The sequence below is a fragment of the Labilibaculum sp. genome (assembly GCF_041595635.1).
Lineage (GTDB): Bacteria > Bacteroidota > Bacteroidia > Bacteroidales > Marinifilaceae > Labilibaculum.
The window spans coordinates 53,559-70,508 of the sequence record NZ_JBFHJW010000016.1 but is presented as its reverse complement, the minus strand read 5'-3'; the positions used below and the strand labels follow the sequence as shown (position 1 = coordinate 70,508).

At 34.1% G+C, this 16,950-nt stretch carries 18 protein-coding genes; 2 read left to right on the top strand and 16 right to left on the bottom strand.

Going from position 1 to position 16,950, the window contains the following annotated elements:
• The 9 genes from ABYT26_RS06975 to ABYT26_RS06935 form a co-directional block, all read right to left on the bottom strand.
• On the bottom strand, positions 1 to 170 hold a 170-nt coding region (locus tag ABYT26_RS06975; RefSeq protein WP_372752265.1), incomplete at its 3' end, for an FGGY family carbohydrate kinase.
• Between the two features lie 30 nt (positions 171 to 200).
• Positions 201 to 554, bottom strand: a complete 354-nt coding sequence (locus tag ABYT26_RS06970; protein WP_372752263.1) for a PadR family transcriptional regulator — start codon at positions 552 to 554, stop codon at positions 201 to 203.
• 71 nt (positions 555 to 625) lie between these two features.
• Entirely contained in the window at positions 626 to 2,797 is a 2,172-nt protein-coding gene (locus tag ABYT26_RS06965; protein WP_372752261.1) for a DUF748 domain-containing protein, read from the bottom strand.
• Positions 2,798 to 2,937: 140 nt separating this feature from the next.
• Positions 2,938 to 3,759 carry a mechanosensitive ion channel family protein gene (locus ABYT26_RS06960; protein WP_372752259.1) on the bottom strand — a complete coding sequence of 274 codons (822 nt, stop codon included), beginning with the start codon at positions 3,757 to 3,759 and terminating at the stop codon, positions 2,938 to 2,940.
• A gap of 11 nt (positions 3,760 to 3,770) precedes the next feature.
• Positions 3,771 to 5,288, bottom strand: a complete 1,518-nt coding sequence (locus tag ABYT26_RS06955) for an OmpA family protein (protein WP_372752257.1) — start codon at positions 5,286 to 5,288, stop codon at positions 3,771 to 3,773.
• Positions 5,289 to 5,683: 395 nt separating this feature from the next.
• On the bottom strand, positions 5,684 to 7,462 hold the full coding sequence (locus ABYT26_RS06950) for a DEAD/DEAH box helicase (protein ID WP_372752255.1): 1,779 nt from the start codon (positions 7,460 to 7,462) through the stop codon (positions 5,684 to 5,686).
• Between the two features lie 178 nt (positions 7,463 to 7,640).
• Positions 7,641 to 8,039, bottom strand: coding sequence for a hypothetical protein (locus ABYT26_RS06945; protein WP_372752253.1), 399 nt, complete (start codon positions 8,037 to 8,039; stop codon positions 7,641 to 7,643).
• 28 nt (positions 8,040 to 8,067) lie between these two features.
• Complete coding sequence (locus ABYT26_RS06940) at positions 8,068 to 8,679, bottom strand: class I SAM-dependent methyltransferase (protein WP_372752251.1); 612 nt, start codon at positions 8,677 to 8,679, stop codon at positions 8,068 to 8,070.
• Positions 8,680 to 8,700: 21 nt separating this feature from the next.
• Entirely contained in the window at positions 8,701 to 9,387 is a 687-nt protein-coding gene (locus ABYT26_RS06935; RefSeq protein WP_372752249.1) for a coiled-coil domain-containing protein, read from the bottom strand.
• Positions 9,388 to 9,684: 297 nt separating this feature from the next.
• Here ABYT26_RS06935 and ABYT26_RS06930 point away from each other — a divergent pair, with 297 nt between their 5' ends.
• The gene (locus ABYT26_RS06930; protein ID WP_372752247.1) at positions 9,685 to 10,911 is read left to right on the top strand and encodes a carboxypeptidase-like regulatory domain-containing protein; all 1,227 of its coding nucleotides are present in this window, start codon (positions 9,685 to 9,687) and stop codon (positions 10,909 to 10,911) included.
• Between the two features lie 159 nt (positions 10,912 to 11,070).
• Here ABYT26_RS06930 and ABYT26_RS06925 read toward each other — a convergent pair whose 3' ends face one another.
• The 7 genes from ABYT26_RS06925 to nusB form a co-directional block, all read right to left on the bottom strand.
• The gene (locus ABYT26_RS06925) at positions 11,071 to 11,484 is read right to left on the bottom strand and encodes a DUF5606 domain-containing protein (protein WP_372752245.1); all 414 of its coding nucleotides are present in this window, start codon (positions 11,482 to 11,484) and stop codon (positions 11,071 to 11,073) included.
• Between the two features lie 92 nt (positions 11,485 to 11,576).
• A complete protein-coding gene (locus ABYT26_RS06920) occupies positions 11,577 to 12,296 on the bottom strand; it encodes a TerB family tellurite resistance protein (protein WP_372752243.1) in 720 nt (239 codons plus the stop codon).
• A 122-nt stretch (positions 12,297 to 12,418) separates the two neighbouring features.
• Positions 12,419 to 13,012, bottom strand: coding sequence for a dephospho-CoA kinase (gene coaE / locus ABYT26_RS06915; protein ID WP_372752241.1), 594 nt, complete (start codon positions 13,010 to 13,012; stop codon positions 12,419 to 12,421).
• A gap of 42 nt (positions 13,013 to 13,054) precedes the next feature.
• A complete protein-coding gene (locus tag ABYT26_RS06910; protein ID WP_372752239.1) occupies positions 13,055 to 14,068 on the bottom strand; it encodes a hypothetical protein in 1,014 nt (337 codons plus the stop codon).
• Positions 14,069 to 14,120: 52 nt separating this feature from the next.
• On the bottom strand, positions 14,121 to 14,441 hold the full coding sequence (gene yajC / locus ABYT26_RS06905; protein WP_372752237.1) for a preprotein translocase subunit YajC: 321 nt from the start codon (positions 14,439 to 14,441) through the stop codon (positions 14,121 to 14,123).
• Between the two features lie 55 nt (positions 14,442 to 14,496).
• On the bottom strand, positions 14,497 to 14,973 hold the full coding sequence (locus tag ABYT26_RS06900) for a DUF1573 domain-containing protein (protein WP_372752235.1): 477 nt from the start codon (positions 14,971 to 14,973) through the stop codon (positions 14,497 to 14,499).
• A gap of 123 nt (positions 14,974 to 15,096) precedes the next feature.
• Complete coding sequence (gene nusB, locus ABYT26_RS06895) at positions 15,097 to 16,047, bottom strand: transcription antitermination factor NusB (RefSeq protein WP_372752233.1); 951 nt, start codon at positions 16,045 to 16,047, stop codon at positions 15,097 to 15,099.
• 285 nt (positions 16,048 to 16,332) lie between these two features.
• On the opposite strand from nusB, the gene ABYT26_RS06890 reads away from it, so the two are divergent.
• Positions 16,333 to 16,728 (top strand): DUF3276 family protein, encoded by a 396-nt coding sequence (locus tag ABYT26_RS06890; protein ID WP_372752231.1) that lies wholly within the window; start codon positions 16,333 to 16,335, stop codon positions 16,726 to 16,728.
• The last annotated feature ends 222 nt before the right edge of the window (positions 16,729 to 16,950 follow it).

Here is a 16,950-nt window from a genome sequence, read left to right as displayed (position 1 = left end):
GAAGCCTGAGAATACCAAATTTCTTTTGCATCTTGCTCAATCCAACCTGGTTTGGGATAGTATTGCTCATATTCTTTCTGAACCTGAGTAACAATTTGACCACTCTTGTTAACTATTATCGCCTTTGATACCGATGTTCCTTGATCCAAGGATAAAATATAGTTTTTCATCATCCTACTCTTTATTATTTGCAAGCTTTGTTACACACTTTTCTTAATTCTTTCTATCGAAAGATTTAATGAATCAACATATTCACTCATCACCATTAGATGGACTTTTCCCTCTTCTGTTAGTTTGTAATATTTTCGAGGGATACCTGTATCCATTTCAGCCCATTCCGAGGTAACCAATTTTTCCTTTTTTAATCGATTCAATAAAGGATAAATGGTTCCTTCGGCAATTTCTAGCGAGGTAAATTGATTCATTTCACTTATCAGCTCGTACCCATAATAAGACCTTGATCTCAATAATAACAGAATAATATATTCGAGAAGTCCCTTTTTAAATTGAGACTTCCACTTTGCTATAAAATATAAATTAATTTCTTCGTTCATGATTTAACAAACATATAAAAAAACACCTAGGATTACAACCTACTTGGCTGTATAATATTGTTTTTAACCAATCACTGCAATGATACCTCTACACGGAACTTTGGAGCACGTTGTTCTATTGATAAGTTTCGAAGGTCAGCCGTTTTCACCTCAAATGCCTTTTTATCGATTAAAAGACTATCGGAAAGATAATTTTCGAGTGAGCTATTTCGTTTAGTAATCAAAATATCGAACATACTAGTTAAATTTTGATCCCCAATTATTACTTTACAATTATCCTGTATTGATTCATCAACACTTGATTGATCAAAACTTAAAATATAATTTTTAAAAGCAAGATCCTCATTTGCCCATTTTAGCAGTTGATCATTTTTAATACTAGGCACTAAACTATCTGAAGAGAGAACGAAACGATGCGCACATTCCTGAACTGCAAGTAAATCTTTCTCTTCTGAAAAGTCAGTCTCCTGTGAGAATAAGAATTTAAGTTCAGATTTCTTCTTTAAAATAGAAGCGATCTTTTCTAAAGTTACCATCTGGTTTGCATCCAAACTATCCTGTAATAAATCAAATGGTATTTTTTCAATACTTTCCGGATTCGTTCCAGCTAAATTCCCCAATAAACCAAATGGTTTACTGGCAGTTTTCACTAAAAAATTCAGCAAGGTTTTCCAAACAATTTTACCAAACCTAAATTCCGGATCGTTTGGGTTACCTGAAACAGGCAGCTCAAATTGAATCAAATCGTTTTGATCTTTTAGTAAATATAATGCAAGACGAACAGGAGCCTTTATGGTATTGGGATCTTTTGTTTTCGCGCCAAAGTCCAGTTCAGATATTTTTAGATCATTTTGATTAGTCAAAGATTTAGAAGTCATGCTGATACTTCCAGTATAGTCGAAATCACCTTGCGTAATAGGCCGGGCGATGTAAAATTCTGTGTAAGGAGAAAAACTCATTAAATCGAGTTTTTCCACCTTACCCTTCATATTAAATTGATACAAATCTTTAAGACTAAATGTAAGCTCACCAGAAGATCGACCTGCACCATTTAAAATCATTTCATAATTTATGGGAATTGCAGGTGCATCTGCATATATAGTTCCAATATTGACATTGATGTGACTTAAATCATACACAAATTTACGATTTAAGGTATGGTCGGTAAATCGTAGACCTCCTTTTTGGAACACAATTGTATCAATGCTGTAAAATAATGTATCCGTCGAATCTTCAATTGTATCTGAATCTAGGTATGGTTGAAATATCTGCTCCACATTACTTGATTCAGCATATAAATCAGCATATAAAAATGTTGAATCCAAATTTATTCGACCAATTTGATAATGAGAAGTACCCAAATCTATAGAATCCAAAACAACATCAGCTGATTTTGTTGCAAGAAACAGATTTTCCTGAGAATCATAAATAGAAAATTGCTTTACTGATGCATCTCCTTTTACAAACACATCCATAAAATCAGTTAAACTCCCATTCACATGCAGCTTTGTACTGAGTAAACCATTCATTTTCGAAATCGTCATATAATCTTTCAAATAAACAACAAAAGGGCTAACATCCATAGATGACACATCTAAATTAACGGCATAACGATCAACAGAATGATCAATATCTGCATCTATGGATACCTCTCCTGATTTGCCCATTGCAAATTTAAGTCCCATTTCAGATCTCTCATTATTCCAGGCAATCAAAGGCAAATGAACATTTACATCTTTAAGATCAATTACATTTTCATTCTCATCGTCGTAGTAGCTGATGTTTCCATTCTTCAATTGAATATTCTGAAAAGCAAACTTAAGCAGTTTCTTTTCTCCCTCTATACTTGTGCTATCAACTGCTTGCGAATTTTCCTCTACCATCAAATCGCTAAAATTATACCCCTCTGCAGTTTTATGAAGAGATACATTCAATTCATTCAAGTAAATTTCGCTTACCGAATACTCCCTTGTAAATAGTTTCCATGGATTTAGGTTGATATAAAATTCTTTGCAAGAAATAAAATCATTTTTTTTATCCAATTCATACAACCTAAACCCATCAAGTTTTACCGAGAATTTGGCATAATTAAAATGTAGATCAGAAATTTCAACTTTTCGACCAATAAGTTCTTCTGAATTCTTGTTCACCCAATATTTTACTATTGACGATAGCATAAGAAAGAAAAAAAACAGCACTATAAATAGTAAAGCAATGCCTATTTTCTTTTTTGATAGTTTCATCTGGATCATTTCTTTTTAATTTTAGCCAGTAAAAATAAGAAATCTCCGAGTTGATTTTGCATTTATTTACACTTATCAGTAAAAAATTACGCACAAAAAAAAGGGAGGCTAAGCCTCCCTTAAAATATTCAGTTAATTTCCTAATGCTTGTACAAATGTACATCTTGTTGTGGAAAAGGAATTCCGATGTTATTTTTATCGAATTCTTTTTTCACAGTCTCCTGCATATAGAAGAAAACAGTCCAATAATCGGCAGCATTTACCCATGCTCTTACCGTAAAATTAACTGAACTATCAGCTAATGCGGATACAGCAATAAAATGAACAGGATCTTTAAGTACACACTCATGTTTAGACAATAAATCATCAAGAATTTTTTTGGCTTTATCGATATCATCGGAATAGCCAATTCCAAAAGTCATATCAACTCTACGCGTTGGTTGGGTAGAGTAATTCACCATAGAACCCGTTGATAATCCACCATTAGGAATAATGATGGTTTTATTATCTAAAGAAAGTAAAATTGTATTAAACAGCTGTATTTCCTGAACAACTCCAAGGTATCCCTGTGCTTCTAATACATCACCTACTTTAAATGGCTTAAAAATTAAAATCATTATTCCCCCAGCAAAATTCTGTAAGGTTCCCGATAAAGCCATACCAACAGCTAAACCAGCGGCTCCTAAAATGGCAATAAAGGAAGTCATTTCAACGCCAACCATTCCAACAACAGAAATAACCAGCATTACTTTCAATAAAATTCCGAAAAGATTTATAACAAAAGGCTTTAAGGTTGGATCCATATTCCTTTTATCCATAACTTTTCCTGCACCATTAACAACTACTTTAATAATCCATAAACCAATCAATAAAGTAAGCAGTGCTAACAATAATTTAGGCGCATAAGACATAGCCATTGTCCATACCTGGTCAGATTTGCCTAACATAACATCCATATCCATACTTAACTATTCTATTTTATTACTAATTCAAATTGTACTCTTCTATTTAATGCTCTTCCTGCAGCAGTAGCATTTGTTGCAACTGGATTTGCTTCCCCAAAACCTTTGGCTAAGATTCGTTTGGCTGCAATTCCTTTATCTGTTAAAAACTTTTTAGTTGCATTTGCTCTCTGTTCTGATAAAGCAAGATTCATATCATCATTCCCTTGACTATCAGTATAACCTGAAATAGTTAAAGAGTAAGCTGGATAATCATTTAAAATCTGTACTACTTCATCTAAAATTTGTCGGGATTTTGGTGTTAACACATCTTTTCCAGACGCAAACTGAACATTTTTAGCAGCAAATTCAAGTTCCTTTTTAACTTCTGCTTTTACTTCGGGACAACCGTAATTACTAGCTGGACCTGCAACATCCGGACATTTATCTTCCTCGTTTACAACTCCATCCTTATCATTATCAAAAGCACATCCCATAGCGTCAACCTTGTAACCAGGTTTTGTATTAGGACATTTATCAGCTAAATCTGTAACGCCATCACCATCAGAATCAGGACAACCATTCAATTCGGCTAAACCTTTTATCTTAGGACACTTATCTTCTGAATCCTGCACACCATCACCATCAGTATCGGGACAACCTGCAAAACGAACTAGACCTTTCACATCTGGACACTTGTCATCTTTATCGGCAACTCCGTCACCATCAGTATCGGGACAACCATTCAACATGGAATCTCCAGCAAGCATAGGGCATTCATCTAGATAATCAGCAACACCATCGCCATCTGAATCTAAAGGACAACCATTTTTATCAACCGCTACTCCAGAAGGTGTATTCGGACATTCGTCTTTTCTATCCCCGACACCATCGCCGTCTGAATCATCGGATTTTCCAAAACTATAAACCACACCTATGGTATTGTGCATGAATTTATCATGATATAGTTCTGATCCTGTAGTCTTGTTTTTATAGCCATCGTAATTATCATTCAGAGGATAATAAATTCCGGTTTCAAGAGCCAAACTCAGACTACTGCTAATTCGAATATTTAAACCAGCAGCATAATATAAGTTAACATCATCGTATTTTTTATCAAAAGAATGCTCAAAAGACATTCCTTCAGCCTTCATGTGAGTATATCCTACTCCACCTACTAAAAAGGGTGAAATTATGGCATCTTCGTTAAAAATATAACCATTATTAAGCTTGTACTTAAAATTCAAATTGGAATTAAACATCCAATCATCAAAGTTTCCTATAGCTCCATCCGACTCAATGTTGAAATAACTCAAGCGGACAACTGCATCGAAAGAAGAATTAAGGTAACGTCCTAATGTTACGGAACCAATATAGGGCTCAGTATTCCCAAAATCCCAGAAGTCATCAGCAATATCACCTTTGTAGTCATTAAAATTAAAGTAAACTCCAACACCCCATTTTTTATCTGCATTTTGGGCATTTACTATTGGCGAAAGCAGAATTACTGCCAATAGGATAAAGCAAATTTTTGCGAATTTCCCTTGCATAGCATAATTTTTAGGTTAGAAAATTTATCTAAAAAACAAGTATTTTGTTTTTCAGACTTAAATTAATTAAAAATTAGCATAAAAAAAAATAAGAATAGATAGAACTGATTATCAATCTTATAAACCTAGCATTCTTGTTTACTACAAAATAACATAGTCAATTAAGATGAAAATTTTCGTAAAAAAAAAGCTGACCCAAGAGCTTTAAAAAAGTACCTGCTTATGAGGATAAACCAAAATATAGGATTGAAAAATTAGTTTTAGTACAAAAGCAAGCACCCTTACATTTTCGTTTAATTCAGGTTGAGAAATCTCCATTAAAAAAGCAGTAAAAAGATGAATGAATCAACTTCTTACTGCTTTTCTTATTTATAGTAGTTTTTCTGTGGCCGGGCTTAGGCTTCCCTCTTTTTTCTTTCGGAATACCTTGGACTATCACTTGATTTTCTGCGACGATCTTTAAAAGATTCTCTCTTACTGCCTCCGCGATCAGATCCTCCTCGACTACTTCGATCAGAACCACCACGATCACTATTTCGTGATCTTCCTTTTCGGTGATCTCTGCCTACTGGTCGATCCCCAGAAACTTCAATACGTATATTTCTGCCACCTACAACGGCTCCTGCAAAACCTTTTATAATATCATTGGTAAACTCTTTTTCTACATCGAAGAACGAAAATACCCCTTTTAAATCAACACGACCAATGTTTTTACCTCGTACTCCACATTGTTTATGTATTAGAGTTAACAAACGAGGAACATCGATACCATCTTTAATACCAACATTTATAAACATTCTATCTTCGTTGCTATCGCCTCCTTTCTGAGCCCTTTTTTGAGTAGATGATTTCATATTCAAATCAGGAGTATTTTTATAATAATCCATGAAACGATTAAACTCAAGAGATACAAATTTTTTGATGATTTCTTCTCGGCTTAATTCGCTTAATTCATTATTAATCGACTCAAAGTAGGTTTCGATATTATTCTCTTCAATATTTACCTCCTTAACACGGTTCATATAGTGAAGCAATTGTCTTTCACACACCTCTTCGCCAACAGGAACTTTTACCTGAGTAAATTCTACTTTTAATTTACGAGAAAGATCTCTCACTTTTCTTTCGTCGCGAGGAGTAATTAAGGCTATGGAAATTCCAGAGCGACCAGCTCTTGCAGTACGTCCACTTCGGTGAGTATAAAACTCTAACTCATCAGGCAAATTGTAATGAATTACGTGAGTAAGATCATCAACATCAATTCCACGCGCAGCAACATCAGTTGCAACTAGGATCTGAAGCGTTCTATTCTTAAAACTTCTCATCACCTTATCACGCTGAACCTGAGAAAGGTCACCATGTAAAGAGTCAGCGGAATATCCGTCTTTCATTAATAACTCAGCCACTTCCTGTGTTTCTTTTCGAGTACGACAGAAAACAATTCCGAATATATTTGGGTAATAATCAACCACCCTTTTTAGAACATTGTAACGATCACGATTGTTCAGCAAGTAGTATTGATGAGAAATATTCACATTCGAAGTATTTGCTTTTCCAACAGTAACTTCAACCGGATCGGTCATGTAGTTTTTCGAAATTCTACGAACCTCATTAGGCATAGTAGCAGAAAACAACCATGTTATTTTATCCTCAGAAGTAGCAGAAAGAATCGAATCAATATCTTCTTTAAATCCCATGTTAAGCATTTCATCTGCTTCATCAAGAATTAGATATTCAATTTTAGATAGATTTACTGCTTTACGTCTAATCATATCAAGTAGACGGCCAGGGGTAGCAACAATAACATGTGCTCCTCTCCTTAATTTTCGGATTTGATCGTCAATGCTAGCGCCGCCATAAACGTTCACAACATTAAGATTCAAAATATTTTTAGAAAATAGTCTTAAGTCGTCTGCAATTTGGATTCCCAATTCCCTTGTAGGGGATAGAATCAAAGCTTGTGGTAATTTTTCGTCTTGTTCGATTAATTCGAGCAAAGGTAAACCATAAGCCGCCGTTTTCCCAGTTCCAGTTTGAGCCAAACCAACAAAATCAGATCTTCCTTCCAGTAAAACAGGAATTGCTTTTTCTTGGATAGGTGTTGGATTTTCGAAGCCTAACTCTTTGATTGCTCCTAGGATAGCCTCAGAAAGGCCAAGATTTTCAAATGAATTCATTCTATAAAATTTATGAGCCGCAAAGGTACAAATTTTAAAACGAACTTAGCTATTTTTTAAAGCTTTATACTTTTATGGGAACTTTATAAATTGGAGATTGTCTAAATTATGAAAGTACGAACAGAAATTTTTCACACACTTTCAAAGCTAGATGCATGAATACCTAAGATCTTTTTAACTAATTCTTTACCAACATAAAGACCAGTTCCGATTTAATAATTGAAGGAAGTTTAATGTGTCGTAATTCTAAACTATGAAGCCAAGCTTCTATTTCATTTTCTTTCAAACTATAAAGAACTTCTCTAAACTCATCAATCTGATCGTCGTTAAAATCGTTTTCCTCAAAATTCTTATAAACATCAAGTTCTTCATCTTCGTAGTAAATGATTTCCTCGGACATTTTAAGCAGCAAATCTGTTTCACAGACCTCATGAGCACCGCAACACTCTTCTACTGGCTCAGGTGCACTCTTGCTAGTCAATTCATCAGTGCCTTTGGATTTCAAACGCTGCCCGAAATAAGTGCTTAGCATTGCTATTACAGCAAAAACTACAAGTAAAATTAATAGAACATACATGTGTGCAAAGCTAAATATTCACAATTACTTAATCAAAACATTTGGGTATTCTTTTTCTTCCAACGAAACGAATAACCATAGCTTTACCGTTGTGCAAAGGTCCTTCCGAAAGATTCGTCTCCACCTCTTCTAAATGTAAAAAATCCAATTCCGAAAAATCCCTACGAATATCATTCACATCATAAAGCCAATCGGCATTTTTTGGACCTCCAGTAGTTCGCGTAATTTGCTTTTTCGAAAACACCTCCATTAAAATAATACCACCTGGTTTTAATGCATCAATCATAAAAGAATGTGCCACCGCTCGTTGTTCTTGATTAAGGTGCAGAAACAAAAGACCAATGGCGTCATATTTAGCAGTTTGCAAAGGATGATCGAGAATACTGGCCTCATACATATTTACCTCCACTCCGCGTGCAGAAAAAAAGGCCTTTGAATTTTCTACCGCTTGTTTGCTGTAATCAAATGCATCAACCTTCCAACTTTTCGCGGCATAAGTGGCATTACGCCCTTCTCCTTCACCTGGCAATAGCAAATATCCTGGTGTAAGTTGATCTAATTGCTGTTTAAAAAAAACATTTACATTCTCGCCATAAATGTATTTTGTTTCGGCGTAGCGCTTGTTCCACATCTCACTCATAACCTATTCTCTTTCTTAGCTTTATTTCGAAATTGCTTTTTCGTACTCTTTCTTATATAATTTCACCTGGTTCGTTAACTTTTCAATTTCAGCCTCATTCTCGTCTTTTATCTTTCTTAACCAGCCCAACTTACCATCTTTTTCGGCGATCTCAGCTTTTAAGTTTTCAATCTGCTTATCCTTCACAGAAATTACATCCTGATTTTTTTGAAGTTCGGTAGTGATCTTCTTTTTCTGCCATTCAACTTCTGTATTCGCTGTGTTCAGTTCCCGACTCAAATTGCCTGATTCTGTTCTTAAATCTTCAATCTGGTTTAACAAAGCAGAGATTTTAGCATTATTTTCATCATTCACATTTAAAGCCGAATTGTACTTATCTAAGGTTTCCATCAAGCGAACTTTAAGCTCTGTTGTATCCGAGGCAAGTCCCATCAATTCAGTACTCAAATCATCTATTTCAGTATTTTTTTTGGCATTGCTTTCCGACATGCTATTTTTCATTTCGTTGTATTCAGCTAGTGTTAGATCCAATTGCGAGTTCAATTCGGCAATGTCCTTCCCTTTCTTTAAATTCTCTTTATCAAGGGCAATAACTTTAGCATCACTTCTGCGTTTTGCATATTCCAATTCTTCATATTTTTTCTTAGAAACGACACAGGATATCAGAAAAAAAGGAAGCATTGACAGTATAATAATTTGTTTTTTCATAGGATCACTATTTTTAAAGAATTTACGATACCAGTTAGGTATGATTATATTTAAGCATATAAAGTAAACGAAGATATTTTTAATTCAACAAAAAATAAACCCAACAATTAAAAATTAACATTTTTTATCATGAAAAGCCTTTCATTTTCTTTCCTATGCCTATCATAAACATATCTTTGTAGTGTGCAATTAATTTACATTGATATAGAATGGAAGAAGAAATTCTATTTTTATGGCAAGGAAATTGATTGATTGCAGCAGTTTTTACTTTTAATCATTCTAAAAATGCACCAAATTATGCAAAAATATATTATTCTATTACTCGCATCTATTGCGATAAGTTTTTCGATTAAAGCACAGGAAAACAAGCCTTCCAATGAAAACATAAAATTAATTCGGATTGTAGGAAAACTAACAAGCGATCACAATAAGGAAGCCATTCCATTTGCCAACATTGGAGTAGTGGGTTCTTTTATTGGCGCAGCATCAAATATAGATGGCGTTTTTGAATTGAAAATTCCTGGCAATTTAATTGATAAAACAATACAAGTTTCCGCCGTAGGATTTTCTAGCTTCACAAATAAGATAAGAGATTGCATACAGGAAGATACCTTACGAATTACACTTACGGCTAAAAACTACAGCATTGCAGAAGTGGAAGTCACGGCAGAATCATTGGTTTTAAAAAAGAGAATCAGAACTGCAATTGAACGAATTCCCCATAATTACCTGCAAACGCCTTTTAATTACGATGTGTACTATCGATCTGAAAAATTCGAGAACAGCGAACTAAATCGCTTGCGTGAAGCTGCTATTCGCATCTACGACGAAAAAGGCTATCAGCGAGCCGATGCTTACGACGTTTTTAAAGAACGTGGCTATAAATTTTTACAAGTCCGAAAAAACTTTGAAACTAGCTCTCTTGCCGATGGCTCTACCTATTTGGATGAATTATTAGAAATGGACATTGTGCGGGGACGAGGCAATATTCTCAACAAAAATCATCTAGACTTTTACGATCTGAAATTGGAACAGATTAGTGAATATGAAAATGATTCAATTTGGGTAATTAGCTATAAAAGCAAACGACCTATACTAAGCAATACAGGTGATTACTACGCCAAAGAATATTCGGGAAAAATTTACATTAAAATTAAAGATTTTGCCGTAATTAAAAACGAAACACACGTGGTAGCAAGCAATTATTCATCGCAAGGAAGAAGTTTTTACGTGAACGAGGAACGACAAAAATGGAAACCTATTCGAATTGAGTACGATTTTAGTGTTACCTATAAGGAACATTCAGGAAGGTATTATTTGAGCTATGTAAGCTATAAACGACATCATGAAATAGAAGATAAAAAGACTCAAGAAATTACAAATGTGGATATTAATACCGAAATGCTAATCACTAAAATAAACACAACAAATCCGGAAGTTATAGCTAAAAGAGCTTACTATGAAAACATACCATATGATAAAAAATTCTGGGAAAGCTACAATATCATTTTCGATGGAGAATAAAAAGAGGCTTCGGCCTCTTTTTCTATGTCTTACATTGATCATTAGTAAATCAAACAGCTCATAACACCCTATCGAACGACTACCTATAACACCATTATTTTCGTTTAACACAAAAAAAAAGCCATCTTAACAGACGGCTTTCCTTACTTATTTTGAGGCTTATTCTTCCTCTTTCTTTTCTTCTTTACTTTCCTCTAGATCTAAAAGATTATTCTCCTGTAGAATATTATACCACTGAAAAACTTTTTTCATATCGGAAACATAAACACGATCCTCGTCATAATTAGGTAATACCTCCGACATATAAGCTTTCAACTCATTCCCAGAAGCTTTGTGACTAATCGCTTTTTCTCCTTTTTCTTTTTCCTTAATATTTTTAAAAACCTCTGCCAATTGCACATCTCCCTCTTCTGTAAAGATGGCGATATCCTCTAAAGAACTAATTTTCGATGAAGCATATGCCGCCATGCGCTTTTTATCGATCAAAGATTCCACAATTAAGGCATTCTTTGCATTAGAAACCATTTTAAAAAGGCCCGCATGTCCTGATATGGCTAATATTCCTTTCAACATATTTTCAATTTTATATTTGGAAGCACAAATTTATAATTCAATTGTAGTTAAAAAAACAAATTTGCAACAATTTATCGTAGAATTAATCCAGATTAGACCAGACTTCTTTCCTTTTTTATTTTTTCAAAAGCTTCGCTTAATTTTTGAAACTTCTCCTTTGCAGCCTCCTGAACATCTTCTCCCAGATAACTCACTTTATCAGGATGATATTTAACCGCCATTTTTCGATAAGCTTTTTTCACTTCATCATCCGAAGCATCTTTAGTTAGGCCAAGAATTTTATAACTTGATTCGGTTGACTGAACAAACATTGATTTAATGGAATTGTAATCGGCCGACTGAATTTCCAAATAGTATGATATTTTATCGATAATGCTTAATTCCAGACTAGAAACACTACCATCGGCTTGAGCTATACCAAAAAGGAAATGCATTAATTGCAAACGAGACGAATAATCGAGGTTGTGTTGAATTTGCACACACACGTCCTCAACAGAAATAGTTTGCTTTAAAATATCGCGAAGAATGGTAATAGCCTCACTGGCTCTTCCCACCCCAAAACTCTTCACTAAATATCCTTTGACATAATCAAGTTCAACCTTCAACACCTTGCCATCTGCTTTCATAACAGCAGCAACCAAAATCAGCAAACTCACCAAAAAATCACCTTGTCTGGTCGATCCTCCTCTACCTCTTTTGTCAATTTCAACTGTATCAATTGCAGAACCCAGCATAAATCCTAATACACCACCAATTGGCCCTAAAAAAGCCCAACCTAATCCTCCCGCAATCCATCTTCCGTATTTTCCCATTCTATGGTATAAATTATATTACAATCCTTTTATTCGAGAACAAAGAAAATAAAAGATCATCGATTTAGAAATCACTCATCTAAAAAAGCGACTCTATTAACAAAGTTTAACATGATTAGGATCTATCTTTTGGCTAGAGCTTTGATCTTCTTATCGATCAGATTAATTTGGGGAAAGAGCAGATCTGTATTATTGTAGATCACAAAATTTGCCTTTTCGATTCTTACCGATTCTGGAAGTTGGTTTCGCATTCTACCGATTATCTGCTCTCGCGTGCTGGCATCTCGAGCAAGCACGCGCTGTATTCTTAGCTCCTGGTCGGCCGATACCGTAATTACCTGATCAAATGATCTATAAAGATCAGAATCGAAAAGAATAGCAGATTCTTGAATTACATAAGGAAGATGAGCAAATTGCTCGCACCATTTATTAAAATCGGAACGTACAGCAGGATGAACAATGGCATTAATATCGAGTAACGAGTTGCGATCGTTGAATACAATCTCAGCAAGTAATTTTCGTTTCAAATTCGAATGAGCATCATAAATTTCACTCCCAAATCGAGAAATAAGCAATCTACGAACTTCTGGATCGGAATTCATCAGTCGTTTGGCCTCAACATCGGACACATAAACAGGAACTCCTATTATTCCAAAAGCCTTTGCAACAATCGATTTACCAGAACCAATTCCACCTGTCAAGCCAATTTTCAACATTTTCGACCTTAATTTATCTTCCTCGGTATCAAAGGAAGTCGTTTATTTAAATGATTTCTTTTTTTCGATCAAGTAGGTCACTTCCTGTGGATGAAAACGAACATTTGATACAAACCCTGGCTGGCGAATTAATTTCAGAGCTAATTTATTACTACCTCCGTCTGAAATATCATTGTAATCGACCTCTATATCAAACAAATCGGCAGAAACCTGATCGTGCTTTTTAAAACCAACAAAGTAAAGAAGGTTTACATTGCCTGGAAAAAGGCGTAGCAAAAGCGAATCTGGAAGATGACTAACCTGGATAGGAACAGTCATTTTCTCTTCTGTAAACTGTTCCACAGGCACAATAATTTCAACTTTGGGTTGCGAAAATTCAATGCCATCTATTTTTTTGATTGCTACATTCTTGTGGGTCGTTTTCTTTAGCTCTGTTAAAACAAGTTCATCAGTCTCTACTGAGGTAACACTATCGAGTTTTGAGCTTGGTCCTTTCACTATAATACTATCAATGTTCATGTGAATGTTACCATCCAGCATGTATTGCTGTTCAAAAGTAGTTGTAACATGAGAGTGAACTGGCACTTTTTTCTCAATTATAGGGGAAAACTCAAATAAGATAGTATCCGGAGAAATAGCCAATAATTGAATACTGGAAGACAAATCATTCTCAAATCGACCTAAAATCTGCGAAGTAGCGAGAGAATAGAAACGGACATTGCTATTTTCCATTCGGTTACCCGTATAAAATCGCACATCGAATGGATTGGAAAGAAAAGCAGTGCTAAGCTTGTAACGAATTAAATCAAAACCAAAGGCATTTACTTTTAAGGACAATTGTTCGGGCAACTCGTTGGTAAGAACTTTATTTTCGGGCAAATTAATATAACTCACCGGATAGTTTACCGTAGTTGTATACTCCTTTCCTAAAGCATTCAAGAACCAAAACACTGTAGCAATTCCAACAAAAAAAACATATACAAGCAGTTTTTTATTCGAAGCAATTTTTTCGGTACTAAATACCTCTTTTACCTTTTTAAGATCTATCCTATCCAATGTCAGGAATGTTTAAAAGAAGACTGTGCCCAGAAGAGCACAGTCGAAATTATTATTTTTGAGCAACATCGCTCATATCTTTAACAACTGCTGCTTTATCAATTTTCAATCTATTTTGTCCTTCCACTTCCATGATAATTACAGTTTCCTGGATGTCAAGAACTTTTCCATAAATACCACCTGTGGTAACAACTTTATCACCTTTTTTCAATTCATCACGAAACTTTTTCAATTCCTTTTGTTTTTTCATTTGCGGGCGAATCATGAAAAAGTAAAATACCACTACGATAAGAATTAGCGGCACAAATTGCATAATAGGGTTTTGCCCCTCTTGAGGTTGCGTCATCAATAAGATGTTCAATAAATTATCCATTTCAATCCTTAGTTTTAAGGCCTACGGCCAAATTATTATATAAATACTAATTATTCTAATTAACCTGAGCGGTAATTACCAACTCTTTGCTTCCCGTTAAAGTGTTGCTGAATATGGTAATTACTTTGTATTGAATTCCATATCTTCCTTTTGAATTAAACTCGACAGTTAAATGCGATTCCTCTCCCACTCTAATAGGTTTTTTCTCCCATTGTACAGCCGTACAACCACAACTGGTTTCAATATTATTAATCACAAGATCCTTCGATCCTACATTCTTAAAAAAGAAATCACAAACAACAATTTCACCTTCGGTAATTTCCCCAAATTTATGTATTTCTTCACTAAACTCAAACTTAGGAAAACCTTTCGTTGGAATAATTTCCTTTGCAACTTTTTCCCGAGTTGCTTGCTGATTTTGTTTCGTACTTTTATTTGAGGTGCATTGCACAATTAAACCCAACAAAATAGTAAAAAACACAAACTTATAAATATTCCAAATGATTTTAACATGAACGATTCTATTCTTCATTCTCTATTCTATTTGGTTGTCGAAAGTAATCAATTTTAACGTAAGTATATTGGGCTTCTTCAAGAAAATAAAAAATGCGCATTACCCAAGGATAAGCGCATTTTATATAAATATCTAAATATCCTATTTTCCATCAATAAGGCCTCGACCTACTTTTTTAATGCCGCCCTTTTCTTTTAATTCTTGAACCATTTTATCTAGAATTCCGTTGATAAAATTGCTACTATTTCCAGTACTATAGAATTTTGCAATTTCGAGATATTCATTAAAACTTACTTTTACAGGAACACTCTCAAACTCCTTAATCTCGGTAAGAGCCAATTCCATAATCAGAATATCCATGTAAGCAATTCGCTCCAAATCCCAATTTTTTGTATTCTTCTTAATCAGCTCAAGATGTTCAGGGTGATTTATAATGGCTTTGCGGAATAGCGTTTTCACATAAAGCTCATCATCTTTATCCTTGTAAAGCGACAATAATGAAGCGTAAACATCATCATCTTTAGAAAAACCTTTTATTGTTTTCACTACCATACTAATAATGAATTCAACCTCGTCATTCCAATAGATACTTTTCTCTTCCATCACGCCATAAAAATCTTCATCGGCAGCAATAATGTGAGTATAGAACTTTTCAACAAATTTCTTATCGTCAGAATAGGTGCAGGTTTCAGCATTCATATATTCACGATAAAGATCAGAATTCATCAATTTATCATGTAGAATACGCACGTAATCTTCCTGATCAGTCCAATTAATCGTATTTGAACTGGCATACGCTTTTAGCTGAATATTTTCTTCAAGCTGCTTGATTACAGCATTATCGATAAATCGAGTATTGGGGTTTAAATCCTGATGTGATGGAATAATTTTTTCTCTTGACTTCTCTATTTTTCGTTCTGAAACAAGAGCAACATCCACAATAAGTAGAAGTAAGTAATGGTACAAATCGTAAGCTTTCCCAACACTAAAGAATAATTCTTTCTCAGCATTGGCTATTGTGCGATCTTGATTTTTATAATAGGCATACAATACCTGTAACACCTTAACACGAAGCAATCTTCTACTAATCATACGTTTAAAGAACTTGTAAATTATATTAATTCGGCTGCAAAAATAGGCTTTTTTTGCTTGCCAACAAGGAAAATACTTAATTAAAACAAAATATTTAAACAACCAACACAAACGACTTTACATATAAAACAAAAGCTTTCCCCAATCCTTAATTTATTGGAAAGGTTTGCATACTCATTTTAAATAACCCTATATTTCTCAATAAAATACTTATTTATACAAAAGAATAGGTATATTTTTTTATTTTTGAAAATACAAAATCAAAATAATAATAAATTATTTCAAATGGAAGGCTACGAAAAAAAAGAAGGATTTGAAAAACATAATCACGATGAAATTTTTTCAAACGCGGTTAGAGCAGGGAAACGGACTTATTTTTTTGATGTTAAAGCAACAAAGAAAAACGACTATTATCTAACGATTACCGAAAGTAAAAAACGTTACGACAAAGAAGGAAATTTTTCTTTCGAAAAACATAAAGTATTTCTGTACAAGGAAGATTTTGAAAAATTTTCAGATGGACTTTTAGAGGCGATTGATTTTATAAAATCAACTAATTTAGAAAAGGGAATGAATGAAAATGAATTTGAAAATTCAGAGTTTCACGAACAAGAAAATACACTAGAAGGAGTTGATTCAAAACCTTATACAAGCATTGAGTTCGAAGATCTAACCGAATAAAACCATCTACAAAATCATAAAGCTGTTCAAATGAACAGCTTTTTTTTTACTCCATTTCGAATAATATCAGTAAAAAAGAGGAATGCAAACACTCACTTTCCCCCAAAACACTTACTTTTGCGTATATTCTATAGTGAACCTAAAAACATATAGAACAAAAAAAATACCTACTTATAGGGATTGTGAATCACCTATTTTTACTATAGGTTTGGCACTTATAAT

Coding starts and splice junctions, on each gene's coding strand:
- ABYT26_RS06970 (WP_372752263.1), bottom strand. CDS start 554: ATGAACGAAGAAATTAATTTATATTTTATAGCAAAGTGGAAGTCTCAA.
- ABYT26_RS06965 (WP_372752261.1), bottom strand. CDS start 2,797: ATGAAACTATCAAAAAAGAAAATAGGCATTGCTTTACTATTTATAGTG.
- ABYT26_RS06960 (WP_372752259.1), bottom strand. CDS start 3,759: ATGGATATGGATGTTATGTTAGGCAAATCTGACCAGGTATGGACAATG.
- ABYT26_RS06955 (WP_372752257.1), bottom strand. CDS start 5,288: ATGCAAGGGAAATTCGCAAAAATTTGCTTTATCCTATTGGCAGTAATT.
- ABYT26_RS06950 (WP_372752255.1), bottom strand. CDS start 7,462: ATGAATTCATTTGAAAATCTTGGCCTTTCTGAGGCTATCCTAGGAGCA.
- ABYT26_RS06945 (WP_372752253.1), bottom strand. CDS start 8,039: ATGTATGTTCTATTAATTTTACTTGTAGTTTTTGCTGTAATAGCAATG.
- ABYT26_RS06940 (WP_372752251.1), bottom strand. CDS start 8,679: ATGAGTGAGATGTGGAACAAGCGCTACGCCGAAACAAAATACATTTAT.
- ABYT26_RS06935 (WP_372752249.1), bottom strand. CDS start 9,387: ATGAAAAAACAAATTATTATACTGTCAATGCTTCCTTTTTTTCTGATA.
- ABYT26_RS06930 (WP_372752247.1), top strand. CDS start 9,685: ATGCAAAAATATATTATTCTATTACTCGCATCTATTGCGATAAGTTTT.
- ABYT26_RS06925 (WP_372752245.1), bottom strand. CDS start 11,484: ATGTTGAAAGGAATATTAGCCATATCAGGACATGCGGGCCTTTTTAAA.
- ABYT26_RS06920 (WP_372752243.1), bottom strand. CDS start 12,296: ATGGGAAAATACGGAAGATGGATTGCGGGAGGATTAGGTTGGGCTTTT.
- coaE (WP_372752241.1), bottom strand. CDS start 13,012: ATGTTGAAAATTGGCTTGACAGGTGGAATTGGTTCTGGTAAATCGATT.
- yajC (WP_372752237.1), bottom strand. CDS start 14,441: ATGGATAATTTATTGAACATCTTATTGATGACGCAACCTCAAGAGGGG.
- ABYT26_RS06900 (WP_372752235.1), bottom strand. CDS start 14,973: ATGAAGAATAGAATCGTTCATGTTAAAATCATTTGGAATATTTATAAG.
- nusB (WP_372752233.1), bottom strand. CDS start 16,047: ATGATTAGTAGAAGATTGCTTCGTGTTAAGGTGTTACAGGTATTGTAT.
- ABYT26_RS06890 (WP_372752231.1), top strand. CDS start 16,333: ATGGAAGGCTACGAAAAAAAAGAAGGATTTGAAAAACATAATCACGAT.